21 protein-coding genes and 3 tRNA genes are annotated in these 24,809 nt (G+C 42.3%); 12 read left to right on the top strand and 12 right to left on the bottom strand.

All coding sequences use genetic code 11. The features are described 5' to 3' along the window. The first annotated feature begins 180 nt into the window (after positions 1-180). The 4 genes from BLW60_RS07310 (at position 181) to BLW60_RS07290 (ending at position 4,269) form a co-directional block, all read left to right on the top strand. Positions 181-630 (top strand): type III secretion system chaperone family protein, encoded by a 450-nt coding sequence (locus BLW60_RS07310; protein WP_074715877.1) that lies wholly within the window; start codon positions 181-183, stop codon positions 628-630. 215 nt (positions 631-845) lie between these two features. Beyond that, positions 846-1,979 carry a CAP domain-containing protein gene (locus BLW60_RS17160; RefSeq protein WP_074715875.1) on the top strand — a complete coding sequence of 378 codons (1,134 nt, stop codon included), beginning with the start codon at positions 846-848 and terminating at the stop codon, positions 1,977-1,979. A gap of 216 nt (positions 1,980-2,195) precedes the next feature. Further along, positions 2,196-2,762 carry an RNA polymerase sigma factor gene (locus BLW60_RS07295; protein WP_074715871.1) on the top strand — a complete coding sequence of 189 codons (567 nt, stop codon included), beginning with the start codon at positions 2,196-2,198 and terminating at the stop codon, positions 2,760-2,762. Positions 2,763-2,775: 13 nt separating this feature from the next. Further along, a complete protein-coding gene (locus BLW60_RS07290; RefSeq protein ID WP_074715869.1) occupies positions 2,776-4,269 on the top strand; it encodes a hypothetical protein in 1,494 nt (497 codons plus the stop codon). A 47-nt stretch (positions 4,270-4,316) separates the two neighbouring features. Here the strand turns inward: BLW60_RS07290 and BLW60_RS07285 are convergent, their stop codons facing one another. Genes BLW60_RS07285 through BLW60_RS07270 form a run of 4 tightly spaced genes read right to left on the bottom strand, consistent with a single transcriptional unit; the run spans position 4,317 to position 9,362 of the window. Continuing rightward, entirely contained in the window at positions 4,317-5,546 is a 1,230-nt protein-coding gene (locus BLW60_RS07285; protein ID WP_074715867.1) for a sensor histidine kinase, read from the bottom strand. Position 5,547: 1 nt separating this feature from the next. After that, entirely contained in the window at positions 5,548-6,213 is a 666-nt protein-coding gene (locus tag BLW60_RS07280; protein ID WP_074715864.1) for a response regulator transcription factor, read from the bottom strand. Position 6,214: 1 nt separating this feature from the next. Further along, entirely contained in the window at positions 6,215-6,976 is a 762-nt protein-coding gene (locus BLW60_RS07275) for an ABC transporter ATP-binding protein (RefSeq protein ID WP_074715862.1), read from the bottom strand. Between the two features lie 16 nt (positions 6,977-6,992). Further along, positions 6,993-9,362: an ABC transporter permease gene (locus BLW60_RS07270; RefSeq protein WP_074715860.1), complete on the bottom strand. Its 2,370-nt coding sequence runs from the start codon at positions 9,360-9,362 to the stop codon at positions 6,993-6,995. A 367-nt stretch (positions 9,363-9,729) separates the two neighbouring features. On the opposite strand from BLW60_RS07270, the gene BLW60_RS07265 reads away from it, so the two are divergent. Further along, entirely contained in the window at positions 9,730-10,398 is a 669-nt protein-coding gene (locus BLW60_RS07265) for a zinc ribbon domain-containing protein (protein WP_074715858.1), read from the top strand. Between the two features lie 57 nt (positions 10,399-10,455). On the opposite strand, the gene BLW60_RS07260 is transcribed toward BLW60_RS07265, so the two are convergent. From BLW60_RS07260 to BLW60_RS07250, 3 genes are read right to left on the bottom strand one after another with little or no spacing between them, the layout of a single operon-like run. Beyond that, entirely contained in the window at positions 10,456-11,658 is a 1,203-nt protein-coding gene (locus tag BLW60_RS07260) for an adenylosuccinate synthetase (protein ID WP_074715856.1), read from the bottom strand. A gap of 10 nt (positions 11,659-11,668) precedes the next feature. Continuing rightward, the gene (locus BLW60_RS07255; RefSeq protein WP_074715853.1) at positions 11,669-12,577 is read right to left on the bottom strand and encodes a hypothetical protein; all 909 of its coding nucleotides are present in this window, start codon (positions 12,575-12,577) and stop codon (positions 11,669-11,671) included. A 27-nt stretch (positions 12,578-12,604) separates the two neighbouring features. Next, positions 12,605-13,576, bottom strand: a complete 972-nt coding sequence (locus BLW60_RS07250; RefSeq protein WP_074715850.1) for a J domain-containing protein — start codon at positions 13,574-13,576, stop codon at positions 12,605-12,607. A 266-nt stretch (positions 13,577-13,842) separates the two neighbouring features. Here BLW60_RS07250 and BLW60_RS07245 point away from each other — a divergent pair, with 266 nt between their 5' ends. After that, positions 13,843-14,637 carry an NrtR DNA-binding winged helix domain-containing protein gene (locus BLW60_RS07245; protein WP_175460905.1) on the top strand — a complete coding sequence of 265 codons (795 nt, stop codon included), beginning with the start codon at positions 13,843-13,845 and terminating at the stop codon, positions 14,635-14,637. Between the two features lie 48 nt (positions 14,638-14,685). On the opposite strand, the gene BLW60_RS07240 is transcribed toward BLW60_RS07245, so the two are convergent. Both BLW60_RS07240 and BLW60_RS07235 read right to left on the bottom strand, forming a co-directional pair. Continuing rightward, on the bottom strand, positions 14,686-15,081 hold the full coding sequence (locus tag BLW60_RS07240; protein ID WP_074715843.1) for a helix-turn-helix domain-containing protein: 396 nt from the start codon (positions 15,079-15,081) through the stop codon (positions 14,686-14,688). 2 nt (positions 15,082-15,083) lie between these two features. Further along, positions 15,084-16,007, bottom strand: a complete 924-nt coding sequence (locus BLW60_RS07235) for a CPBP family intramembrane glutamic endopeptidase (RefSeq protein WP_074715841.1) — start codon at positions 16,005-16,007, stop codon at positions 15,084-15,086. Between the two features lie 348 nt (positions 16,008-16,355). Between BLW60_RS07235 and BLW60_RS07230 the strand changes: the two genes are divergently transcribed. Both BLW60_RS07230 and BLW60_RS07225 read left to right on the top strand, forming a co-directional pair. Then, on the top strand, positions 16,356-17,087 hold the full coding sequence (locus tag BLW60_RS07230; RefSeq protein ID WP_207645921.1) for a glycosyltransferase family 2 protein: 732 nt from the start codon (positions 16,356-16,358) through the stop codon (positions 17,085-17,087). 260 nt (positions 17,088-17,347) lie between these two features. Then, positions 17,348-18,727 carry a leucine-rich repeat protein gene (locus BLW60_RS07225; protein WP_074715839.1) on the top strand — a complete coding sequence of 460 codons (1,380 nt, stop codon included), beginning with the start codon at positions 17,348-17,350 and terminating at the stop codon, positions 18,725-18,727. Positions 18,728-18,915: 188 nt separating this feature from the next. Here BLW60_RS07225 and BLW60_RS07220 read toward each other — a convergent pair. The 3 genes from BLW60_RS07220 to BLW60_RS07210 all read right to left on the bottom strand — a co-directional run bounded on the left by BLW60_RS07220 (position 18,916) and on the right by BLW60_RS07210 (position 19,240). Next, positions 18,916-18,991, bottom strand: a tRNA-His gene (locus BLW60_RS07220). A 63-nt stretch (positions 18,992-19,054) separates the two neighbouring features. Next, positions 19,055-19,131 (bottom strand) — tRNA-Arg (locus BLW60_RS07215). Between the two features lie 35 nt (positions 19,132-19,166). Then, positions 19,167-19,240, bottom strand: a tRNA-Gly gene (locus BLW60_RS07210). A gap of 781 nt (positions 19,241-20,021) precedes the next feature. Between BLW60_RS07210 and BLW60_RS07205 the strand changes: the two genes are divergently transcribed. The 4 genes from BLW60_RS07205 to BLW60_RS07190 all read left to right on the top strand — a co-directional run bounded on the left by BLW60_RS07205 (position 20,022) and on the right by BLW60_RS07190 (position 24,786). Further along, positions 20,022-20,909 (top strand): carbohydrate ABC transporter permease, encoded by an 888-nt coding sequence (locus BLW60_RS07205; protein ID WP_081348163.1) that lies wholly within the window; start codon positions 20,022-20,024, stop codon positions 20,907-20,909. Further along, entirely contained in the window at positions 20,909-21,820 is a 912-nt protein-coding gene (locus BLW60_RS07200; protein ID WP_074715837.1) for a carbohydrate ABC transporter permease, read from the top strand. The genes BLW60_RS07205 and BLW60_RS07200 overlap by 1 nt, the downstream gene beginning before the upstream one ends. A 79-nt stretch (positions 21,821-21,899) precedes the next feature. Further along, the gene (locus BLW60_RS07195; protein WP_074715835.1) at positions 21,900-23,633 is read left to right on the top strand and encodes an HlyD family efflux transporter periplasmic adaptor subunit; all 1,734 of its coding nucleotides are present in this window, start codon (positions 21,900-21,902) and stop codon (positions 23,631-23,633) included. Positions 23,634-23,646: 13 nt separating this feature from the next. Then, complete coding sequence (locus tag BLW60_RS07190; protein ID WP_074715832.1) at positions 23,647-24,786, top strand: ABC transporter permease; 1,140 nt, start codon at positions 23,647-23,649, stop codon at positions 24,784-24,786. Positions 24,787-24,809: the final 23 nt, after the last annotated feature.

Raw genomic sequence — 24,809 nt, 5'->3', positions numbered from 1 at the left:
CTTTCATGAGCTGAAAACATCATTAAGAAAGTTTCTATTTTTCATATAAACCACCCTAAAGGGAAAGCACTCGGAGACGGGTGCTTTTTCTGTAAAGCAATATTGACAAATTATATATAGTGTGGTATAATGAATTTACAGCAAAATCACCGAAAACAACCACAAATGGAGGAAAAAACAATGGCTAATAATACAATTTCTAAAATAACAGAAGATTTCCGTGACCTTCTCAAGGAGAGAAATGTTCCTTTTGAGGTGAATGAACAGGATCCTAATATGATGAGATTTCGTACCAAGCTCCCAAATAACGACAGCATAACACCACTGGTATTCATTCATGTAAATGACGCTAACAGTGCCCTCTCACTTGCACTGAGCCAGATGGTACGCTTCAATGAGCCCGGTATTGAACTGTACAAGGCTATGAATGAGTTCAATTTAGACTCTGAGAGTTTCGGCTGCAAGATGTTCATTGACGAGCGCGGAGAGCTTATCGTTCTTGTAAATGCTATCGTTAAAGGAGAGTCTCCTCGCAAGCAGATAGAGGACTATCTCAACATTTCTATCCTTGCTATAGACAAGCATATGGGAAAAATTCTTGAAATAATTAAGAATAGCGAAAATAATTAACGATATATAGGCAAATATACGAATTATTTTTCGGATAAACAAAATGTAATATTACGTTTTGTATTATTTTTATTGTACAAAACGTAGAATTTTGTTGTGAAATCCGACAATTTGTACCAAAACCTCTTTAAAATTATATTTATTTGTGCTAAACTGATATTAAAGAAACAGTTATGGTTTATGAGCATGAAAAAATTGTTTATGGGGGTGTTGGTATGAGAAAGATCAGAACTATTTCGCTGAAAGCGATCGCAGCTTTTTTATCCGTCGTTATGACTTTCGGTCTTATGGCTTATCGTCCTCAGGTAACTCATGCCACAGAGGATAAGGACCTTAAAGCAATGGCAGACGAGATAGTTATCCTTGTTAATGAAGCAAGAGCTGAGGAAGGCTTAAAGCCTCTGAGAGCTGTTCCTTACCTTAATGATAAGGCTCGTGAACGTGCAAGAGAGCTGATATTTGATTTCAGCCACTATCGTCCGGGAAGAAGAATTTTCTATCTGACAAACGAATGTGAATTTACTCTTGATGATGTCAGCGAAGAAAAGATCGAAGTTATCGCTGCTAAACTTGACGAGAAATGGTGCTTCCCGACATGGAGCGAGGATAAAAAGTCTTTCAGAGTCGATGCCAAGAAAAGGGACGACGTTGAGGGTATCCTTATCTGTGAGGGCGCAGGTTTTACAAGCGTTGAGACTATGACAGGTCTTGCAGAGAAGCTGACAGAAAAGAAGTTCTCCGAGACATGGAGCGAGGACAATAAATCGTTCAGTGTTGATAAGAAATACGAAGAGGCTGTTACTAAGTTCCTCAAGGAAGAGGGAATAAAGTTCAGCATGGGCGATCTGTTCATCACTATAATAGATGCAGGTCTCATTCCTTATTCAAGAGCAGGCGAGAATACAGCAGGCGGTTCTGATACTGCACAAGAAACATTCAATCAGTGGAAGGGTTCACCTGTTCACTGGCACGCTATCATGAATCCCGATTATACACATATCGGTGTTGGCTGTGCTTATGAGAAAGACAGTACATTCAAATATTACTGGGATCAGATATTCATAGCTACCGATAAGACACTTGACGGTCAGTATATACCCGAAAGTCAAGAGACAGTCCCTGTAGGTTCGGGAGATGTCAATGGTGACAGCGAGATAAATTCCTTTGATCTTATTACTATTAATAAGTATATCGCAAAGGAGATCGAATTCAACGAAGCTCAGATGCAGAGTGCCGATCTTCTTCAGGACGGTATCATAACCGTGTTTGATGCGGCAGTTCTCAGGAAGTATATCCTTGGTCAGTATCATACGATACCTGTCACACTGGAAATGTTTTTAAATGGATAGATAAAGAAGAGGGAAAAAATAGAAAAGTGTGTTCATGATAAAAGCAGCTGAGAGATCGGCTGCTTTTATTTTATACGGATACTTGTGCAAAACTGCAAAAAATGGTATATTATCATATATGCGAAAAAATATTTTTTATACTGTAACATTTCATCAGGGGGGTGCGAATGTTCTTTATGAAAGGTCGATCTTACAAATGATCAAGGAGGAATGAGTATGACAAGCAATGAGCTTAAACAAATGCTTGAGCGATCTCCCGCAGAGTGCCACAAAGCACTCGTAAAGGAATACGGAAGATACGTTTATGCGATCGTTTTCAATAAACTCAGAAACTGCGGTACAAAGGAAGATATAGAAGAGTGTGTGAGCGATGTATTTGCAGCTATATTTATTAAATATGAATTTGATGAGGACTGTGACCGTGATATAAAGGGTTATATCGGTACAGTTGCAAAGAGGTCAGCGATAGATCGCTTCAGAAGCCTTACATCAAGAATAAATCATACCGTATATGCTGATGAAGACGATATGCAGGAGCTTGTCTCGGACTTCAGCGTTGACGAACGCGTTGACCGCTCTGAACTCCGCAGAGTGCTTCTCGATAAGATAGATGAACTCGGCGAGCCTGATTCAACAATACTTATACAGAAATTCTACTATAACCGTAAATCGGCAGAGATAGCAGAGTCCATATCCATGTCAGATGCTTCTGTCAGAACAAGATGCAGCCGCGCAATAGCAAAGCTGAAAGTCAAGCTGGTCGAAGCAGGTATTACAAGGTAAAGGAGGAGCAGCAATGAAAGAGAAAAATATATTCGATATACTCGGAAATGCAGAGGACGATTCTATGGAAAGACTTAGTAATAAATGCCCCGAGATCACAGAGGAACAGCTTAACAAGATACTTTCTTTGAGCGAAAAGAAATATAAGGTGAAAAAGAAAGAAATATTAAAAGACAGAACAGAGAAAGATAATAATATTACAATGACCGAAAACGATGTGGTTGAGGGCGTTGAGCGCGTTCGCAGACCTGCATGGCTCGCACCGCTTTGCTCAGCAGCATCACTTATCCTTGTGGCAGGCGTTGTACTCGGAAGCATGACTATGTTCCGCAAGGACAAAAACGGCAAAATAGATACAGGTGTTATTGAACCTGCTGTTACAGCTACAACAACACAGGTATCGGGAACAACTCATATATCCACAGACAAAAACGGTTCAACTATCACAACTACGGTTACAACTGCTTCACTGTCAAAGACAACAGGTAAAGCTGACGGTACAGGTGAATCAGGCAGCGGTGCTTCGGGCGGAGCTGCTTCCGTAAATGAAGAAATAAAGGCTTTAGCAGGTCAGTGGAAGTATCAGGAGTCACAGTATAATTTCGTACCGGGAAGTATAACCGAAAAGGGTACTGTAGTTATAAACGAGGACGGAACATACAGCTACAGCGGTACAAATGAAACAGGTACGGTAAAGATCGGCGTTGAGAAAATGGGCGGCTCAAGCCACAAGACTGTCAGCTTCTATAATGGTTCAAGCTACAGCTTTGGCGGATATTATCAGAACAACGAATGGATATCTATTGGAAACGGCGGTATCTCACGTCTTGTACGCGGTTCAAAGGCTGATACTTCAAAGGACGCTGAATATATCTCATACCAGAATACAGCACATGACCTTATTGAAAAGTATTATGATACGTTTTATCAGATCATGTTCAGATTCCCACAGTACAGAAACATGAATGAGACCATTACTTTCAATCTTAAAGATCCTAATCTTGAGGCTGGTGTAAGAGATGTAACATATGCACGTATAACAGGAAAAGGTCTTGAACTCAATTCAAAAGCTGATGTTGAAAACTATGCAAGAAGAACTTACTCTGATAGTCTGGCAGCAAAAGAGTTGGAATATCTGAACGATGACTATGTAGCAGTAAGCGACACATACAAAAATGGCGATCATATAGACGAGACAGGCGTTGCGCTTGAAGATCTGCTTTCGTTTAAGAACTTTATTTTCTATAAGGGCAATATGTATGTGAATACATCTTCTCCACAGGCAGGCTGGATGGGATATACAGCTGCTGATAAGCCTATAATCATCAAAGATATTACATCAACATCTTTCAGAGCATATGCTCCGGGTGTTATGGGCGAGAACAATGATAGATGCGAAGTAGTGGATTGTGTTATTGATCCAAGCAGCGGTGAATGGAGAGTAAATTCATTTGTTGATAATGGTTATGCTGTATATGGAGAAAACCTTTCTGATTATAACAGCTGATATCAAAATCCCCGACTTAAAGTCGGGGATTTTCCTATATAACTATATCATGTTTGTTTTGGGCATACGGCTGTTATGTTCATACAGCCCGAGGATATCTCGGCGTATATACTGCCGCCCATGATCTCCATGAGTCTGCGGCATATGTACAATCCAAGTCCGCTGCCCTGCTGCGAGCCTGTATTCGAGCCGCGCCAGAAGCTGTCGAAAATATGCGGCAGTTCCTTATCGGGAAGAGTACAGCCCGTATTTGTAATGGTAATAAGGCGGCAGTCCTCTTCATCTGAGAAGCTGACAGAGATGCTGCTGCCGTCGCCGTATTTCATTGCGTTTTCGATAATATTCTGCAATACCTCTTCAAGCCGGTCAGCGTCGCCGCGAAGTATACAGTTGCTGTATTGGTCTATGCTGAAAGAAGTCCCCATGACTGAAAGCTTATCGGTGTAGTACTTGTCTATCTTGTTTATTACATCTGCCAGATAGAATTCAGAGCAGTGAACGTCAAAATCCATGAAGTCGCCGCTGAGATTAGCCGAAAGCTCGGTCACTATCTTTTCGATCTCGTTTGCCTTTTCGTTGATGCTTTCAGCCGCATCGAGCTGTTTTTCGGGCGAGGAGTATATTCCCTTTGAAAGTGCCTTTGAATAGAGCTTTATTGCTGCAAGGGGAGTCTTTATATCATGTGACAGCGAAAGCAGGAATGTCTTTTCATTCTTGGCGTATTCAAGGCTTTTCTGTCGGGAGTGTTCAAGCTCCTCACGAAGCATATCGAGTCCCCAGATGAATTTGCCGAAAAATCTGCTTTTGTGTTCTTTAAGCGGCATAACGAGATTTCGCTTTGAAAGCTGTTCGGGCAGACTGCTTATGGCGTTGAAGGGCTTCACTATCCTTTTTCTTATGTACAAAAACAGCGCAAGGATAAGCAGAGTAAAAACTGCCAGAACTATATCGACAGCTATGAGCATACTGTTGTTTTTTTCGGGCTTGTCGATGTATTCGATACGGTACAGCTTGTTGTTTATCTCCTTGATGAAGTACTCATTATCCGAGACGTAAAAGCTGTTGTCGCCGCTGAATTCATATATCCCGATTATATTCGGATAATCGTCTGCACTTATCTGATTTCCGCTGAGAAGCTCCTGTTCGATGCGGTTAGCTTCGACTTTGTAAAGCGGCACGGAAGATGTATTCTGTTTCAGCAGTATCATATTCATTATCAGGAAAAACGCAGCCATAAGCACGATAAAAACTGCTATTATCTTGTCGAAGCTTTTCATATTACCCCTCCCAGCGGTAGCCCTTGCCCCATACGGTAAGGAGTTTTTTAGGCTCTTTGGGATCTTCTTCGATCTTTTGTCTCAGCCATTTGATATGTACTGTCAGTGTCTGAGGTTCGGATTCGCTGTCTGCGCCCCATATCCTGTTGAAGATGAAGTCTTTGTGCAGAGTCTGTCCCTTATTTGAAATGAGCAGATGAAGCAGCTCGAACTCCTTTGCAGTCATATTTATAGGAACTCCGCCCTTTTCCACAGTACCTTCCGCAAGGTCGAGGGTGATATCGCCGTCAGTGAGCTTGTCGATAGCAAGTCTGCGCCTGAAAATGCCCTTTATCTTGGCGATAAGGATATCTATATCGTACGGCTTTTCGATATAGTCGTCAGCACCGAGGAGTATGCCGTTGAGCTTGTCCTCCTTGTCTGTCCTTGCAGTAAGTATTATTATCGGAGTATTATCCTTTTCTCTTATACGTTCGCATACTGCAAAGCCGTCCATTCCCGGGAGCATTATATCAAGCAGGACAAGCCTTGCCCCGTATTTTTCAAACAGGGACAAGGCTTTTTCGGCTGAATGAGCTGTGCTCACTGTATAATCCTCACTGCGGAGGAAGTCGCACAGCAGACCGCAAAGCTCTGCATTATCTTCGACGATAAGTATATCTACCATTTTACCAACCCATTTCCTGAAGCCAGTTATTGAGACCGCGTTCACGGTCGTGAAGCGAGAGTGCTCTGTTTATATTATACTCTCCCTTGATGTTGCCGTCAACTATGAAAAGTACCCTTGAACACTTTGCTGCCACCTTGGCATCGTGAGTTACCAGCATTACGGTAGTACCGTTATCGTTGAGCTTTGTGAGCTCGTTCATTACCTCGTCTGAGGCGGTGCGGTTGAGAGCTCCTGTGGGCTCGTCTGCGAATATCATATCGGGATCGTTTATCATGCTGCGGCATATGCAGGCTCTCTGGAGCTGACCGCCTGATACTTCGTTGATATCGTTATCGCTGATCTCGCTTATGCCCAGCTTGTGCATAAGCTCCTTGCCGCGTTTTGTGATATCCCTGCGGTTCTCCTTGTTCTTCTTGGACTTTACGGCAGGCAGGATAATATTGTCGATGATAGAGAGATTTTTCATCATGTACATCTGCTGGAAGATAAATCCCATATCATCAAGGCGCATTTCAGCAAGAGCGTTCTCGCTCATCTCGGCAAGGTCCTTACCGCAGAAATTTACGCTTCCTGCGGTCATTTTATCCATGCCCGACACAGTGTAGAGCAGGGTGGACTTGCCTGAACCCGACGGTCCCATGACAGCTACCATTTCCCCCTTATCAATATGGAAGCTGACATTTCTCAGAACATTGTTCTGCCTTTTGTTGATGATGTATGTTTTGCAAAGGTCCTTTACATCAAGAATAGTTGTATTCATAACTCATATCTCCTTTTTATTCAATATCGGAAGTATCCGAAGCTTTTATGGTTTTCATGTAAAGAGCTGTTATGAAAGCTCCTGCTATTGTGGAAATGATAACTATCAGCGGATATACAGCGTATATCTCAACAGGCTTGAGGTTGTAATCCACGCCGTTCAATGCTCCCATTATGCTGAACACAGGGTCGATGCAGAGCTTTGTCACAGGCAGGCTCAGTACAGCGGAAATCACCGAAGCAGCAACGGCAACTATGACAAATCTAAGAGTGTGCTGAGTTATCACAGAGCGTGTATTGAAGCCCATAGCCTTCATAAGAGCTATCTCCGACTTTTCCTTTGAGATGAGCGAACGCTCCATAAGTACGGATATCATTATGATTATTATTGCAGTTATTATGATGACAAGAAGCTTTACACTGTTTAAGGTATCCGTTACATCTTTGCCGATACAAGCACTTACAAATCCGTCGGTATCATCAACATATTTCGTGTTGAATACGCTCTTCATCTTTTCGATGCGGTTTTCTGTCTCTGCATTATCGGGGTGGTCGTCAAAGTCTATCTGGAAGCCCATTACATTTTTGAAAGCACTTTCGGGGATATCTGCATTTTCGTTAAATCTTCCCGTTTCTCCCAGCTGTACCATGCTCTGGAAAAATGCCGAGACGATATATTCCTTTGTCTCGCCTTCAAGAGTAATGTTTACCTTGTCGCCGATGCCTGCGTCTACCTTGTCGGCAAGCTGTTTTGTGAGAGCTATCTCATTTGCGTATTTCGGAGCATATCCCTCAGAGTATGTGTAATCCGATGCCTTTGTTTCCTTGCAGTACATGAATGCAGCTGTTGCTTTTTTGCCGTTAGCTTCAAGCAGTGGGAAGAGAAGAGCCTCTGAATGAACTTTGCCTGGCATATTGTTTTCTGCAAGCTTATCTTCTATTTCGGTTTCGAGCTCGCTGTATGTGCTCTCACCTGTCATGAGCCTTGATATCATTTCCGTATCGGTTATATATGCATCACTTTGAGTAGCGCACAATGTAGGCAGAAGCTTTTTGCTTCCGAGAGTATTTGCTGTGTTTGCAAGACTCATTATAAGCAGCAGACATACCGTGAAGATAGATGTCATTATGCAGAACTGCTTGGGGCTGCTGAATACATCGTTTACAGCAAGGAAGCCTGTAGTGCCGAGCTTTGACTTTTCAAGGCGGAGCACTCCCTTTTTCTTAAATCTTTCCCCTGTCTGACCGCTTCTTACTGCATCGATAGGTGAGAGCTTCTTTATCTTTTTTGTACAGCTCCAGCAGAAGAGAAGTATCACAGCGATAACTATAAGGCTGCATATGATACCTACAAGCATGGGATTACCGTTTTCAAGGACCATATTTTCGCTTACCTTTTTAAGGAGCATATTTCCGAAAGGTATACTGAGCACAAAACCGACAGCTGCACCGATGACTGCAATGCCGAAATATTTTACAAGGTACAGACCGCGTACGGAATTGTTTCTCAGTCCGAGAGCCTTCATTACGCCTATTTCACGGAAATCCTCATTTATGGTGAAGCTTATGGTAAATCTCAGAGTTACGAATGAGACTATCAGCAGGCAGATACTTACTATGAGAAGAAGTCCTGCTACGATACTGTTCATGATGTATGAAGTTCTGACGAGAGTCTGATCTTTATTGAATTGGACGTTTGGCAGGTCTGAAAGGTCTGAGGCAAGTGCCTTCTTATCAAAGCCGTTGATGTAGAATATCTGCGCCTGATTGTTTTCGGAAGCCTTTTCGTCTGCGGCTATTTTTGCGTAATCGCTGCTGTTCATAAGTATACGGGAATTGCCCATCATTTCCGAACCGAGGAAAGCGTCCTTTGCAATGCCTGCGTATGAAAATGTCAGCTGTGTATTGCCTATTTTTACATCGAATTTGTCACCGATCTCAAGGTTTGACTTGCTTGCAAGAGTGCTTGTAAAGTAAGCCGTTCCTTCTTTTACTTCTGTAATGATCTCATTATCACTGTTGAAGTAATTGATCTGAGCATTATCAATTGAAAGAGCAAGGAAAGTGCTTGACTGTTCTATAAGTTTTTTTCCGTTTCGGGTAACGCCCTTGTCGTCAAAGAAAAGCTGATCCTCTCTGCGGAAATCCTTTACCGAGGATTTCTGTGCTATCATATCAGCTATCTCGTCACCGTTGTTGTTGACGTTGATTATGAAGTGGTCACTCAGGTTTGCTTTTTCAAAGTAATTGTCAAGACCGTTTATTACTGACATTATGTTGTTGACACTGCTTGCGGCGAACATAGTCGCAAGAATGACGAACAGCAGGAGTATGACGTTCATGGTCTTTTTTCTTTTAAGGTCTTTTTTTAATATCCTCAGATACATATTTACCCCTCCCTTTCTGTGTCTATATCATAGCACGGGAAATATTAAATAATCCTTAAATGCATATTTCAGCGGAAAAACCGCGTTTTTATTATCTTGTATATACTGATTGTACCATTAATGTTTAATAAATTCAAGAGGCTCAGGTACGCAGCGAGGGGACTTTAAACATCAGACTGCGGATAGGGCTTCTGAAAAAATGACTGAAATGAATATTTTTGTAGGATATGCTTAAATAATAACTGCTTTTTTGTGCTGTTATCAATCATTTTTTGCGCAAATAAGATTTTTTTGTGTATACTTCTTGACAGGAAGGTGAAAAGCATGGTAAAATGTATTATAATTATTTATTTAGGAGGTATTTTGTATGTTTTGTAAACATTGTGGAGCTCAGATACCTGACGGTTCTGAGACCTGTTCGTCATGCGGCGGCAGCTTAAAAGCAGGAGGTCCTGCACCGACCGCATCATCACAGCCTGCTTTCAACGCATCTTCCGTAAAGGATATGGCAGGCGGTCTCGCAGATACTGCTCTTGAAAAGACAGCAGGACTGCCCCGTGCGCTTATCGCTAAGGTATGCGTTCTGATCGCACTGGTAGCATTTTTCCTGCCCTTCATTTCTGTATCATGCAGTTATCAGGGCGAAAAGGCAGAGGAAAGCTACTCAGGCTTCCGTCTTATGTTCAGCATCGATAAAGACGATGACGAGGTAGCAGAAAACGCAGACAGTGATCCTAAGCCAAATGTATTCCTTATGGTCGCTTTTGCAGGCGGCATCGCAACAGCTGTATTCCTCTTTGTAAAGAAGAATAACAAGCTTGCAGCTATCATAAGCTGCGTTTCTGTTGTAGCACTGCTTATATTCAGAATGTCATTCACCGGCTACTATGATATCCCTGATGAAATGGCAAAATACGTTGATATCGATGCCAAATTCGGATTGATACTATGTATCCTGATGTTTATCGTTACGGCTGCGGCAAGCTTTTTGGAACATAAAAGCGAAAGCAGCGGCGGCGGATCTTCTTCATTGTAATATGTAAAAAAGCCACAGTACTTCATGTACTGTGGCTTTTGTTTGTGATATAGCAGTTCATCTGCGTGACAGGGCTTTCTCCATTATTTCCTGACATATAACGTTGTCGGCAGTTTCACCGCTTACCTTATACAGCTTATCTGCGACAGCCATATAAGCGATATCTTCGGGCATAAGCCTTCCTGTGGGACAAATTATCATATCATCTGTCATATCAAGGTGAGTAACGGCTATGGATATTTTTTCGTTCTCAGCTATGTACTTTCTGTCAAGTGCCAGTGAAGCCATGAATTCGGGAAGGTCGAACCAGCCGTATCTGAAATTTCCCTGATACTCGTTGGGAGCGTTGGTATTGTCGTAAAGTCTGAATAATGCTGCTATATCCGTTGATTCCGTATCAAATCTGCCTGCACCGTGGCGTGTGAAGAACGACCTTGTAACGTAGCATACCTCGGTATCACGCTTTTCCAGCCTGTCAAGTATGGCACGGATATTCTTCATACCTGTGCTTGAGGGAGTAAGATTAGGAAAATAATCATCTCTGTCCTGATCCAGCATAAGTCCCTGTGCTCCCTCAAATACGGCTGTATCGTATTCCTCTATGATCTGCTCGTCTGCTTCACGGCAAAGCCTTGCCATAGCGTAAAGGTCGTCGATATAGTTTTCAGTCAGTACTTCATTTGCCAATATATTCATTAGTTCCTTTTTAGCTTTGCCTGTGATGCCCAGCTCTGCTGCTCTTTCAGGGCAGTACTTCATATTTATTGTGCTTATCATAGCTGTCAGCGCCTGCCTGTCGGCTTTCAGCATATCTTTGTATCGCATTGCGTATCTGCTGTCGCGGTTTCTGACTATTGTCTCGAATATGCCCACACCGCAGCTGCCGTGACGGCTTTTGCCGCGGACTGTCTCTGCGAACTGATTAAGGAGCATATCGCAGGGGAGAGTTACCATGCATCGGCTGTCGATGAAGATATTTCCCATGCAGTATCCGAGTGTGGTTGCCTCCTTTGAAAAAAGCATAGGGTTAAGGATAAAATACTCGGAAAGATATGTATCAGCACCTGCAAAGCAGCCTGAACCTATGTGTGAAAAGACGTGCCTTTTGCCGTCAGATGTGCATACAGTATGTCCTGCCTGCGCGCCGCCGTTGCTCCTTATGTTTATCACTTTGTCTCCAAGTCGGCAGTAATAGTCTGTCATCAGACCTTTTCCCTCGTCGCCGAAATTAGCTCCTATGACCGCATATGCTTTTTTCATATTTATCACCTCAGAATTTTATAATGCTGCTCAGCAGCCCCCTTTTCCGTGCAGGGAGTCCGCCGAGAGCGTCCCTTACAGCAAGCTGTGTATCGCCGTCCCATGAATTGATGATATCCTCTGTATCTCTTCCTGCAACGCTCTCCAGAAGCGAAACTATTATCTCGGGGATAGCATTCACATTAGTTACGGATATTGCCCTTTCACCCATGAGTCTGCGCCATTTCGGCAGCTTTACCACCTGTTCGTTTCGTCCGTCCATTACCATAAGGTGGAACACATCGTAACGTCTGCTCACCTGTGAAAGGAGCGCGGCTGTATCTATGTCTTCCCTTACATTATCACCGAATACTCTCTCTATCTCCTGTTTCAGCAGCTTTTCGGGGTAGCCGTCGTCACCGAGAGTGAATATCACGCCCTTTTTCTGACGCTTTTCCCATGCGTCCGTCTTTGTTTTGTTTGCTACGAAATACCATACAAGCGGATAGCTCTCGAAGCCGTTTCCGCCGCCGCCTTTCTCGAACCACAGGTCTGTGAGCTGGCTTGCTATGCGTATATCGGACTCGAACTGCGTAGCCTGTAAAGGTGAACGGTCGCATCTTGAGTCGCCCACGGCGCAGAACATTATCTGCGGACCTTCTACGGGCTGACGTTCAAGTATATCCTTTACCATTTCACCCAGCTTCTGAGCTGTAACATTGAGCAGGTCACTCATTGAACCTGTAACATCAAGACCTATTATAATAGGTGTTGTTATCGGGTGATCCTCCGAATCGCAGCTTTCTCTCACATTTATCCTTTGCGGATCGTACTTCGGATCAATTTTTGTCGCTCTGTAGATGTCATTTATCTTTTTTCCTATGATCTTTGCAGACGAATATCTTTTCCAGTCTGCTGAGCTCCATGCACCGTGTCCCATATTTTTACCTCCTGTGTTTTTTTATTTTCAGCCTGCAATATCAGGCAGTCTGACGTTCATGTGTGTGAATTTTCTTTCACCGTACCCCTTGATTATTGCCTCTTCCCATTTTTCCATTTCCTCGAAAGCAGAGCTGCTGCATATGCTTTCGGCGTTATCCCTTATAGCAGACGGAGCTTCGTCGGACAGCAGCCTTCTCGCTATAGCCTTTACGCTTTCAAGATCGTTGATATGCCGTGCGATACCGTCAGTCTTTGTCAGTGATGAAAAAGACTCGTATACCCTCGACTGCACTCCTGTCATCTTGTGCCCCTCATTTGCAGCGAACCACCAGCCGCCGCCGACTCTTACTGTATGCTCGGCAGGATCGATAAGGAGATTTTCTTCGGTGAGACAGTTCCAGACTATCCCTTTTGCCTCTGCATAACAGCACATTCCGAGCAGACGTGATATTATCCATGCGGCGTGTCGGTGATCGAGGCAGCCGCTGTAGAAATCCACTATCTTTGAAAGGGGAAGCTCTCCTGCACGTTTACAGGTCTCGATGAGCAGTCCGTCATCGGTGTTGAATATCCGCGAAACCAGCGGCAGAAATACCTCAGCCTGTGCCAGTATCTGCTGCGGAAGATACTCCTTGAAGAAAAGGTCAGTTCGCGCTTCCGAATTGACGAAGCAGTCGGCAAATTCATCACTGATAAATAAGTAAACATTTTTATAGCCGACGTATTCCGCGCCGTATTCCTGTTTTATGTCCATGAGATAATTTATCTCAATAGCCTGACTTCCGCAGCAGAACAGCTTTTCCTTACAGGTGTATGACCTTTTCAGCTTGCCGTACAGCTCGTTTATGACTGCCGCAGCTTCGGACGCTCTCGGATCGCTGCACTTGTCAGGGTGATATTTCAGCATGAGTGCCATGTAGAGCGGCTGAGCAAGGTTTATATCCTCGGGGAATATGTCGTGGCAGCACTTGCATTTCAGGATCTCGGATATGTCCATATCTACTCCCTCCTTACGTTATAATCAAAATGATATTATCAAAGCTTAAAAATAAAAGGCGTTTGAATTAATATCCTTTTGTTATTATCATAATAGCATTAACAGTTTGATTTGTCAATGATTTTGAAACAGTTTCTCTGTTTATGATAAATAGTTATTATCAAAATGATATTATCTATGTACAGAGTGTACAAAGCAAAGCTGCATATTGACAGAGGAGCATGATTTGTGTTATTATTAATCAGATATTATCATCGGAGGTTACTATGGATTACGATATAACAAAATATGACAGACCGTCTGTGGCTGCGGATATTGTGGTATTTACCGTCCGCAAGAGCAGCAGCGAGAGCTACAGACATCTTGCAAAGCCTGTGCTTTCGGTACTTCTTATAAAGCGTACGGAAGAGCCATTTGAAAAAATGCTTTCACTTCCCGGCGGATTTTGCTGCCGCCAGGAGACTATTGAGGAGACTGCGTTCCGAAAGCTCAAAGAGAAAACAGGTGTGGACTGTCCGCCGCTGTCGCTGCTGTGCAATCTTTCAAGATATGGCAGAGATCCCAGAGGCTGGATAATCTCATGCTGCTATTGGACTGTTATAGACTATACAAAGACGGCTATAGAAAAAAATGCGGAGTGGTATGAGGTCTTGCTGAAGGAGTCTGAGGGCAGGCATACGCTCGTTCTTACAGGAGATGACGGCAGGGAATACGTTTCCGAGGTAAGGATAAATAATACCAATGAGCTGTATAACCAGTCCGCAGAAGCTGAAATACCTAAGAACAGCCTTGCTTTCGATCACGCAGAGATAATCGTCAATGCGCTGTTAAAACTGAGAAGCAGCCTTGAGAGGCCCTATGCAGCTTTCAGACTGCTGCCCGAGAAATTCACGCTCACTGATTTGCAGCAGATATATGAAGCCATACTTGACAAAAAGCTGTTAATGGCGAATTTCAGGCGAAAGATAGCTCCCTATGTCGAAGAGACAGGAGATATTGAGGGCGGAGCAGGTCATCGTCCGTCCAAGCTGTTCACAAAGAAGTTTATCGAAAATGAGTAAAATTAACAAGCCCCGAGGCATTTGAACTGCCTCGGGGCTAAATCTTTTTTATTTTGGAAAGCCGTTCAAGGCTACGTAGACAGCAAAGGATATTGCGTCTATTGCAAGGATAATTCCGAATATGATAAGTGCTATCTTTGCGCCTTTCTTCATTTTCTTCCTGTTTTCGTCGGTCAATACTTTTTCTTTGATATCCTTGTAAAGTTCAGACTGAGCAGGAGCTTGAACAGTTGGCGCAGGCTCGGGAGTTTTGTCCAGTATCAGTTCGTCAAGTGATATGCCGAACAGGTCGCTCATAGCGATAAGCTTTTCCATATCGGGCGTGGAGTCGCCGACCTCCCACTTGGAAATAGTCTGTCTTGATACGTTAAGACGGTTCGCAAGCTCCTCCTGTGATAAGCCTTTCTGCTTGCGCAGTTCATACAGTTTATTATTGAACTCCATATTTACGCCTGCCTTTCTGTATTATTCTTTTTGTACATGAGCCACAGCAGTACAGCTGCCGCAGATATTACTATAGCGGCTATAATGCTTGCTTCTATGCCGTATGCTCCGCCGTTGAGGAGATTTTTGCCGACACTTTTCATATTGATGAGCGCAGTTGAAGCTCCCTCGCTGCCGCTGAGGTCGAGCCCGAGAACACAGCTCAGACAGAAATTCCACACAGAATGGAGTCCGCAGGCTGCCCATATGTTCCCCGTGCGGAGCGTAAGGAATGAAAATACGAATGAGATAACGACTAAGCAGAGCAGTCCCGAGAGAACGTACTGCGGCTCAAATTCACGAAGCGTACTCCAATGCGGATAAATGAATGTCAGTGTGCTGACTGCAACGGCAACGGGAAGCGGTACTCTGTCCTTGAGCGAGCAGAGAACGAGTCCTCGGCAAAGAAACTCCTCGGCAGCTCCCTGAATGACAAATCCGCCAAACATGAGCAATATCATTAAGGCATCGGGGTTACTGAACACACCCTCAAATCTGATACTGCCAGTGAGGGCGATAGCAGCAGTGCATACGGTAAGCAGTCCAACGCCGATCAGAGCACCCATAAACCAGCCGCCGATATGTTTTGTCACTCCCATTTCTGAGAGTTTACGTTTCCCTATAAGCTTCCAGCAGAGGACGCTTACTCCTATAATAACTATCATACCATAGTATTTGAGCAGGTCCATGACATTGTCGCTGAACATTTCGCCCTGCATAAAGTTTTTTCCGCAGACGAACATCACTCCTATAACAATTCCTTCAGCAAGGAGCAAGCCTGTCCAGTAACATAAAATGAACGCCAGCAGTATTTTCGTTACGAGCATTGCAGTCGGCATATCCGTTCTGTTGTTGAACGGACTGATTTTTTTGATGAAATTTTTCATAATAGAGTCCTCCTGTTCTATCTCTCGGCGATAGTGTTTTCCTGATGGATACATAGTACCATTTCTGCTCGGAGAAGTCTACCAACTGCCCTTGGAAATCCGTCAACGTACGTTAACGATCGTGTTAACTGCCGTTGCATTGGCTGTAAATAGCCGAATTCGGAATTGCGCTCTGAATGTGCTCCCAGATACATTATATCATGTTCGCTATGAAAAAACAATACAAAAAGTCTCTGCTGTGCGGACTTGTTCATATATTTTTACTTGACTTTTGGCAGCCGTGCATTGTATAATGTTAATGTCAAAAATGTTAATATGACAAATCGGAGATTAGGGGGCGCTTTGGATATGATAAAATTTTCTGTTGTTATTCCTGCACATAATGAAGAAAAGTATATTGGCAGATGTATTCGTGCTGTTATCAGTGCGTCTAAATACGTTAAACCCGAAAGAGTTGAAATAATTGTGGTGGCAAACAGATGTACCGACAGGACCTGTGCGATCGCAAAACACTACGGTGCGAAAGTGATTATAAATGATGACAAATGTATCGCGGCTATCAGAAATACAGGGGTTAAGGCTGCAAAAGGGAAGATAGTGGTAACGATCGACGCAGACAGCCTTATGACAAAATATTCCCTTGTTGAAATAAGAGAAAGACTTGAAAGCGGAAAATACATCGGCGGCGGCACTAATCCCAGATTTGAGAGAATGTCTCTGGGAATAGCGGTTTCGACCATGTATGTCCTTTTAAAGCTTCTGCCAGTTATGATAAAAAACGGCGGATTTTTAAGCGGTGCTATGTTCTGGTTCTACAAGCATGACTTTGAAGCTGTAAACGGATTTGACGAGAGTCTGGTAAGTCTTGAGGATATGGATTTTGCTGTTCGCTTAAAGAAACTTGGCAGGCAGAAAGGCAAGAAATACGGAACACTGAAGCGATCGTATATAACGACTTCCTCGCGAAAATTTGATGAATTCGGTGACTGGTATCTTATAAAGAACCGCAAGCTGACGAAACGTATTTTTAGCGGAAAAGACCGTCAGGCTGCGGATAGTTTCTATTATGACGTGCGCTGAATACCGATTTGTCTCAGTGTTTATATTAATGGAATGATACGGCAATTCCCCGTGATATCGGGGGATTGTTAACATATTCCTGCTTGACTTCGGACGATAGCGCGGTATATAATATGGATAGCGCGTAGTTTTCTCTATTTATATCGTCTAATAAATATATGGATAACTTCACAGGCTCAAATATCCCTCTTTTGATCCTGATGCAGAATTCAGCGAAGTATCAAGGAATGAAACCAAATAAAACGATAAGGAGCAAAGTTATGAAAATGAAGAAAGCAATACCATTTATTATGTCACTTGCGATCGTTGGTTCATGTTGTATGTTAAATAATACTGTTAATGACAGGTGCTCAGCAATTACAGCGATCAAGATCGTTGAACAGGGAACATATGAAGTTGACGAAAATACATCATTTGAGTATAAAGTAACAGAACATGATGATACCTATATCGGCAGGTATACAGGTACTGCCACAGAAGTTGTTATCCCTTCTGAGATCAACGGCAAAAAAGTTATAGGAATATCCGGAAATGCATTCTATAATCGTGCTGATGTAACTTCGGTCACTATCCCCGACGGTATCAAATCAATTTCAATGTCAGCTTTTGAGAAATGTACAGGTCTAACGTCCATAACCATTCCCGAGGGAGTTGAAGAGATATCACACAGCCTTTTCATGGATTGCAGCAACTTAAAATCAGTTACTCTGCCTGAAAGTATTAAGTACATTGATTATGAAGCATTTAAAAACTGTACTGCATTAGAGTCGATAAATATTCCTGACGGACTGGAGTATGTTATGCTTAATGCATTTGAAAATACAAAGTGGTACGACGATCAGCCTGACGGAATGATCATCCTCGGAAAGACCTTATTTAAATATAAGGGAACAATGCCTGAAAACACAGATGTTGTTATCCCTGAGGGTGTTAAATGTATCAGCGGCAAGGCGTTTGCAGGCTGTACAGGTATGACCTCTGTAGCTATCCCCGACAGTGTTGAATTAATTGAAAATGATGCTTTTTCGGGTTGCAGCGGTCTCACCTCTGTGACTATCCCTGACTCTGTTTTGGAAATGGGACATTATATTTTTGAGGACTGTACAGGGCTGACTTCTGTAAAACTTCCTGAAGGTATCAAATATTTTGCTTACGGAACTTTAAAAGGCTGTACAAGCTTGACTTCAGTGACCCTTCCAAGCAGTCTGCTCGCAGTTGGTCTGGAAACTTTTGAAGGCTGTACAGGTCTTACCTCAATAACCATTCCTGATAATGTTACTGATATTTTGGATAATGCATTTAAGGACTGCACTGATCTAACTAAAATAGTCATTCCCCAAAACGTATCATATATCCATGAAAGTGCATTTTCGGGCTGTACTAACCTGACTATCTATGGATATAAGGGTTCAGAAGCCGAAAAACACGCTAAGGATAATAATATCAAATTCGTTGCGCTTGATGCGGAAACTACTCAGCAAGCCGCTAAAACTACAGCAAAAGTTACGACCACAACAAAAGCTGCTACTGCAAAAAGCAACTCCCCTCAGACAGGAGATAAAGGCAGCGCAGGACTTGTTTCAGCAGGCTTAGTCGCATCAGCACTTGCATTCGTATCATTCAAGAAGAGAAGGAAATAACCAAAAGCCCCTTTTTAGGGGCTTTTTTATTAGGAAAATATTAGTAAAACAACGAAAAAGCACTTCCGATCTCTCGAAAGTGCCGTTATGTGTCATAAACTAAACTTACATAAAAAGTATTATACGCGGCGAAAAGTCGCGTTCCAGTAAAACTGAAACGCGACTTGCCTGCGGGGGCTCCCCGCTGAGGGTGGGAGATGGGATTCGAACCCACGGTCTTCGGGACCACAATCCGACGCTTTAACCAGCTAAGCTACACCCACCATATTCAATAAATAAAAACGAAGCTCTCCATTAGATGGAGTCAAGTAACGGAGAGTTTCGGTTTGGCGCGCCTTGCTGGATTCGAACCAGCGGCTTACTGCTTAGAAGGCAGTTACTCTATCCAGCTGAGTTAAAGGCGCATAGAAAAGATTAGCAGCCATAGCTGCTAAATAAATGGAGCGGGTGATGGGAATCGAACCCACGTGTTCAGCTTGGAAGGCTGACATTCTACCATTGAACTACACCCGCACGGCGTTTCAACAGAAAATATTCTACCACATTCTAAGCGTAATGTCAATAGCATAATCAAAAAAAAGTCATATTGACTAATTTTTTTTCTTCGTTAAGATGTTCAGGTGACAAAATGCTGATTAAATGTCCTGCGCTTTAAAAAGAATAAAAAATTTGTCACAAAATGGGCATAATATGCGTCTTATATAATAGGGAGTTTGAGTACAGATCGGAAAAAACAGAAAAGTGACGATTTTGTAATGTAAAAGTCACGTTAATGTCATGCAGATGTTGTACAATGGTAACATACTAAAGAAAACAGAAAATTTGTGTTATAATAATGTTACAAAATTTTTGAGCAGAAACAGCAATGTCTTGAAAAAGATTAAGATTTTGTCTCTGAAAGAGAAAAAAGTCTTACTATAAACTTGACAATCCTTTGTCAATGTTATATTATAGATAATTGAGAGATATTGTTTCAGTTTTGTTTTTGTCAGGAATGAAAAAATTTTTGTATCAATGCACAAAATTTGCTATTTCATTTGTTTATTATATGCAAGAGTATTTTTTCAGACAGCAGGACTGAAAATGCGGAGTATGATATAGGGATCATGCTCGGGGAGTTATTTTAGAAACGGAGGGGTAAATAATACGATATAGTTTTAATTCTGTTAAAACAAAAAAATATATCTTTTCATCGTCTTTTTCGGTCTTTGGATACACTAATTATACGGAGTCTGAAAAAGATGAATGAAAAGATAATTTCAGAACAAAAGATTTTTTGTGAGGTTGTATTCAAATGAAAAATAAAACAAAAAATCAGTGCGGAAGAAGGGGTGAGCGCATTTTCAGCAACGTCTGTATTATGCCGAGCCTTATCGGAGTATTGGTATTCTTCATTGTTCCGTTCTGCATAGTAATATACTATTCTCTGATCAACAACCCTGTACTGAAAGAGTTTGTAGGGCTTGAAAATTACACCAAGCTTTTCCACAATGTTGCTTTCACAAAGGCGGTAAAGAATACAGCGTTCTTTTCACTTGTTGCAGTTCCGCTTTCGGTGATACTTTCTCTTGGGCTTGCGATGCTTCTTGAGAGGAAGATACCCGGTAAAAGTATATTCAGAACATTTTTCCTGAGTCCGCTCATGGTACCGACGGCATCGGTAGTTCTTGTATGGCAGGTTCTTTTCCATAATCACGGTACTATCAATCAGATAATAGAGAAATTTGGCGGACACGGTATAGACTGGATAAAGTCTCCTTACGGACAGGTCATCATCATATGTATGTTCCTCTGGAAAAACCTCGGATATAATATGATACTGTTCATGTCGGCACTTTGCGCTATACCTCGTGATATAATAGAGGTCGCTGACCTTGAAGGTGCAAGCAGTCTCTACAAATTCGTACATATCAAGCTGAGATACCTTTCACCGACGATACTTTTCGTACTTATCCTTTCAATGATAAATTCATTCAAGATATTCAGAGAGGTATATCTGCTTACAGGCAATTATCCGCAGGATAAGCTTTATATGCTCCAGCACTTTATGAATAATACCTTCAACAGTCTGGATTATCAGAAGCTTTCAGCAGCGGCAGTGCTCTTTGCACTTGTTATGATAGTCGTCATGGCTATACTCCTCATCGCGGAGAATATCTTCGGAAAGGATGTGGAGAACTGATGGGGCTCAGATTACCGATACCCGATAAAAAAAGGCGGGGAAAGATGTTCGATATAATAGTTCTCATCTTTATACTGCTTGTTGCAGTATTGTTCCTTTTCCCGACAGTGGTGACTATCGCAAATTCATTTATGACTTCAAATGAGATAACGGCGAATTACGGCGCGATGTTCTCAAATATGACAGAGAAGCAAAAAACATTCATATCAAGTAATGTTAATCTGAAGCTCATACCTGATAAAGTTACTTTTGATCAGTATAAAGCAGTATTGATACAGAATTCGGATTATCTTATCAAGTTCTGGAATTCCGTTATCCTTACAGTACCGATAACAGTTTTTCAGATGCTTGTTGCGATACTTACTTCATACGGATTTTCAAGATATCCGAACAAGTTCAAGGGCATTATCTTTTTTGCATACATAATCCTTATGATAATGCCGTATCAGGTAACTCTTGTACCTAATTTCCTTGTAGCGGATAAGTTCGGTATGCTGGAAACGAGAAAGGCTATCATACTTCCTGCTATATTCTCGCCGTTCAGCATATTCCTGCTGACAAAGGTAATGAGACGTATACCTATTTCGTATGTTGAGGCTGCTAAGCTTGACGGTGCAGGCGAGTTCAAGATACTCACAAAGATATATGTACCGCTTTGCAAGGGCGCGATAGCTTCCATAGCAATGCTTGTATTCATTGATTACTGGAACATGGTGGAACAGCCTCTTGTACTTATGAAGGAAAGCACCTATCATCCGCTTTCGGTATTCCTGTCACAGATAAATACAGGAGATATAGGACTTGCCTTTGCTGTAGGAACAGTGTACATGATACCTACCATACTGATGTTCCTTTACGGAGAGGATTACCTGGTTGAGGGTATAACCTATTCGGGAGGAATAAAGGGCTGAGTTGAGAAAAAGTTGAAAAGTACACGATAATATATTTAAGAACAGTTGTCAAAGCTATTCTCTCAGAAGGAGTAATAATATGAATGAGACAAAAGAAGTTAAGGATATAAAGCTTTTGGGCGATGAAAAAGAAAAAATGTCGCCCGAAAAAAGAAGAGATATCATAAAGACAGTCATTATCATTTTTCTTGCGGTAATGCTTGTTCTTACTTTCTTCTCAAATACGATAATGAACAAGTCTCTGGCTGAGATATCAACAGAGAATGTTACCTCGGGAAAGCTTACCGAGCGTATAGAAAAAAACGGCACGGTAGAGGCTAATCAGTCTTACAACGTAACCGTTGAGGGAAACAGAGTCGTTGAGAAGATACATATCAAAAAGGGACAGGAAGTGCAGAAAGGAGATGTGCTCTTTACTATAAATACTGTTTCTAATGATAAGCTTGAAACCGCAGAAGCTGATCTCGACAAGGCAAAGCTTGAATATGAAACAGCTCTTCTTGTAGATCCTGTGGATTATTCGGAAAAAAATCAAGATATCAAGGCTGCCCGTGAGGCACTTAATGCAGCTGTTGCAAAGCGTGATGCGGCAAGAGTAAACGAAGCAAATGCTTCCTATGCAAAATCAGAATACAACTCAAACAAGACTGAGCTCGCTAAGCTCAAAGCCGAGCAGGAAAAGCTTGATTCAGCTGTCAAGGCTATACGCATGAATAACTATGAAGAAGCACCATATGAGTATGTCGGCGAGCTTCCTGCACTTTACAGTGATTTTACATTTGCTGATTCCGAATACAAGGACGCAGCAGAAACATATCAGACACTTCTCGGAAGTGACAGTGCAAACTTTGAGATCGCAAAGGCTGAGCGTGATGCAAAGCAGGCTGCAAGAGAAGAAGCGGAACGCGCTTACAATGACAAGAAGAACTCAGTGCGCAGCGACCTTGAATCACGTCTTAATGATCTGGAAGGTCCTATAGCTGATCTTAACAGCAGGATAGCTGATTATGAGGCAGAATACGGCGATAAGAGCACATCATCATATGAGACGCTTGCAGAAGATGTAGTTACAAAGCAGAATGCACTTGAAAAGCTTATCATTGATCTTGATGCTGAAAAGAAGAAAAACTCAATAACAGACAAGAAGAACGATCTTGATTTTGCGGCAAAGAAAAAGAATATTGAAAAGCTTCAGGAAAAAGTTGACAAGATGAAGAAGGAAAGCAAGGCTACTGAGGTCAAGTCCAAGTATTCGGGCGTTGTTAATTCCATAAACGTTCAGCCTGATGCAACAACTACAGAAGGCGACCCACTTGCAGTTATCGACCTTGTTGAGGACGGCTTTACAGTAAAGATATCCGTTGAAAATCAGTATCTGAAGAAGGTCAAAAAGGGTATTAAAGCTGATATACTCAATAACTACGGTGACGATATAGAAGCTGTTCTTACCGATATAAAGAACGATACAACAAATTCAAAGAACAAGGAGCTCGTATTTGCTGTAACAGGTGATGTTGAAGCAGGCGAAGAGCTGACGCTTTCAATACCGCTGGGCACAGGAACATATGATGCGATAGTTCCGAGAAGTGCAGTAAAATCCGATAACGGTGCAGACGCGTATTTATATAAAGTTCGTACAAAGAATACACCTCTCGGAAATCGCTACTACGTTGAGAAAGTCAATGTAAATGTAGAGGCTAAGGACGCTACTTCATGTGCTGTTTCAGGCGGTGTAAGCAGAGATGATTATGTTATAACCGCAGCCAGCAAGCCTATCAGTGCAGGCGATCAGATACGCATGAAGGATAAATAAGGTGGTGGACCTTATGAGATCAAAGTTCAAACTGAGACATAAGATAATAGCTGCGGTAAATGCCGCTGCTGTAGTGGGTGCGATAATACTCACAGCAGTCGGAAGCTCCGCAGCAAGAGCTCAGAAATATAATTATGCGGCTGAACGCTGGAAAAACGAGAGCAAGAAAGATTTCGGACAGGTAAGCTGTTTCTTTGGCAAGGAGTCAGGCTTTGATCTGAAAAGCGTCGAAAGCATGAAAGCCGAGTTTTATGCCAAGCTTAAAGAGGCTTCGATAGAACCTGAGGAAGGAAAGACGCTTGTCCCGTACGCTTACAGCAATCCGGTAGGAAAAGCTGTAATAAGCGGTGATGACCTCGGAACTACAGAAGCGGATATAACGGCTGTTGGCGGAAAGTTCTTCTTTTTCAGAGATTTCGATCTTCTTACAGGAGCATTCTTTGAAGACGATGACCTTATGAAAACAGGAGTCGTTGTAGATCGTCAGGTGGCATTTTCGTTATACGGTTCTGATGATATCGCAGGCAAGAACCTTTACATAAATAATGTTAAACTGTTCGTTTCGGGAGTTATCGACTTTCCCGAAACAAAAGCGGAGAAAAACTGTGCAGGCAAAACTCCGAAAGCTTATATCTCATATGATGCGGCTAAAATGATATTCGGCGGCGGAAATGATGCTTTTGGACAGAGCAGCAGCACGGAGCTTAACAGGGTCACCTGCTACGAGTGTATATCTCCCGAGCCTGTTGAGAATTTTACATACAATGTCGTAAAGGATAAATGTGCCGAAGTTTATAAGGGCAAGATAAAAATAGTAAACAATGTCACTCGCTTTGAACCGAGTAAAAGGATCAAGGCACTGAAAAAATTAGAGGACAATGTTGTGGTCAGGGAAGACATTATTTACCCTTACTGGGAAAATGCTTCGAGAATAATCGACCTCAAACTGTCATTCATTTACGGAGCACGAAGGCTCCTTCTTATAATACCGATTATAACATTGGCAGTACTTCTTATAAAGGCGGTCATGTTATATAATAGAAAAAAAGCAGGTCTGAAAAAAGCTTTGGCTGACAATATGTCAGTAAAGTGGAGCGAATTTAAAAAGAAGTTCTCCAAAAAAGCGGCTCAGACCACAGAAAAAGAAAGCTGAAGCGTAAAGCAGAGGCAAACAAA

Source organism: Ruminococcus flavefaciens, from assembly GCF_900108555.1.
In the GTDB taxonomy this organism is placed as follows: Bacteria; Bacillota; Clostridia; order Oscillospirales; family Ruminococcaceae; genus Ruminococcus; species Ruminococcus flavefaciens_P.
Note: the sequence above shows the minus strand (reverse complement) of the source record. Positions and strands in the feature narration are given on the sequence as shown.

What these genes read in the sequence shown, in the direction of transcription:
- BLW60_RS07310 (WP_074715877.1), top strand. Translation starts at nt 181, where the DNA reads ATGGCTAATAATACAATTTCTAAAATAACAGAAGATTTCCGTGACCTT.
- BLW60_RS17160 (WP_074715875.1), top strand. Translation starts at nt 846, where the DNA reads ATGAGAAAGATCAGAACTATTTCGCTGAAAGCGATCGCAGCTTTTTTA.
- BLW60_RS07295 (WP_074715871.1), top strand. Translation starts at nt 2,196, where the DNA reads ATGACAAGCAATGAGCTTAAACAAATGCTTGAGCGATCTCCCGCAGAG.
- BLW60_RS07290 (WP_074715869.1), top strand. Translation starts at nt 2,776, where the DNA reads ATGAAAGAGAAAAATATATTCGATATACTCGGAAATGCAGAGGACGAT.
- BLW60_RS07285 (WP_074715867.1), bottom strand. Translation starts at nt 5,546, where the DNA reads ATGAAAAGCTTCGACAAGATAATAGCAGTTTTTATCGTGCTTATGGCT.
- BLW60_RS07280 (WP_074715864.1), bottom strand. Translation starts at nt 6,213, where the DNA reads ATGGTAGATATACTTATCGTCGAAGATAATGCAGAGCTTTGCGGTCTG.
- BLW60_RS07275 (WP_074715862.1), bottom strand. Translation starts at nt 6,976, where the DNA reads ATGAATACAACTATTCTTGATGTAAAGGACCTTTGCAAAACATACATC.
- BLW60_RS07270 (WP_074715860.1), bottom strand. Translation starts at nt 9,362, where the DNA reads ATGTATCTGAGGATATTAAAAAAAGACCTTAAAAGAAAAAAGACCATG.
- BLW60_RS07265 (WP_074715858.1), top strand. Translation starts at nt 9,730, where the DNA reads ATGTTTTGTAAACATTGTGGAGCTCAGATACCTGACGGTTCTGAGACC.
- BLW60_RS07260 (WP_074715856.1), bottom strand. Translation starts at nt 11,658, where the DNA reads ATGAAAAAAGCATATGCGGTCATAGGAGCTAATTTCGGCGACGAGGGA.
- BLW60_RS07255 (WP_074715853.1), bottom strand. Translation starts at nt 12,577, where the DNA reads ATGGGACACGGTGCATGGAGCTCAGCAGACTGGAAAAGATATTCGTCT.
- BLW60_RS07250 (WP_074715850.1), bottom strand. Translation starts at nt 13,576, where the DNA reads ATGGACATATCCGAGATCCTGAAATGCAAGTGCTGCCACGACATATTC.
- BLW60_RS07245 (WP_175460905.1), top strand. Translation starts at nt 13,843, where the DNA reads ATGGATTACGATATAACAAAATATGACAGACCGTCTGTGGCTGCGGAT.
- BLW60_RS07240 (WP_074715843.1), bottom strand. Translation starts at nt 15,081, where the DNA reads ATGGAGTTCAATAATAAACTGTATGAACTGCGCAAGCAGAAAGGCTTA.
- BLW60_RS07235 (WP_074715841.1), bottom strand. Translation starts at nt 16,007, where the DNA reads ATGAAAAATTTCATCAAAAAAATCAGTCCGTTCAACAACAGAACGGAT.
- BLW60_RS07230 (WP_207645921.1), top strand. Translation starts at nt 16,356, where the DNA reads ATGATAAAATTTTCTGTTGTTATTCCTGCACATAATGAAGAAAAGTAT.
- BLW60_RS07225 (WP_074715839.1), top strand. Translation starts at nt 17,348, where the DNA reads ATGAAAATGAAGAAAGCAATACCATTTATTATGTCACTTGCGATCGTT.
- BLW60_RS07205 (WP_081348163.1), top strand. Translation starts at nt 20,022, where the DNA reads ATGAAAAATAAAACAAAAAATCAGTGCGGAAGAAGGGGTGAGCGCATT.
- BLW60_RS07200 (WP_074715837.1), top strand. Translation starts at nt 20,909, where the DNA reads ATGGGGCTCAGATTACCGATACCCGATAAAAAAAGGCGGGGAAAGATG.
- BLW60_RS07195 (WP_074715835.1), top strand. Translation starts at nt 21,900, where the DNA reads ATGAATGAGACAAAAGAAGTTAAGGATATAAAGCTTTTGGGCGATGAA.
- BLW60_RS07190 (WP_074715832.1), top strand. Translation starts at nt 23,647, where the DNA reads ATGAGATCAAAGTTCAAACTGAGACATAAGATAATAGCTGCGGTAAAT.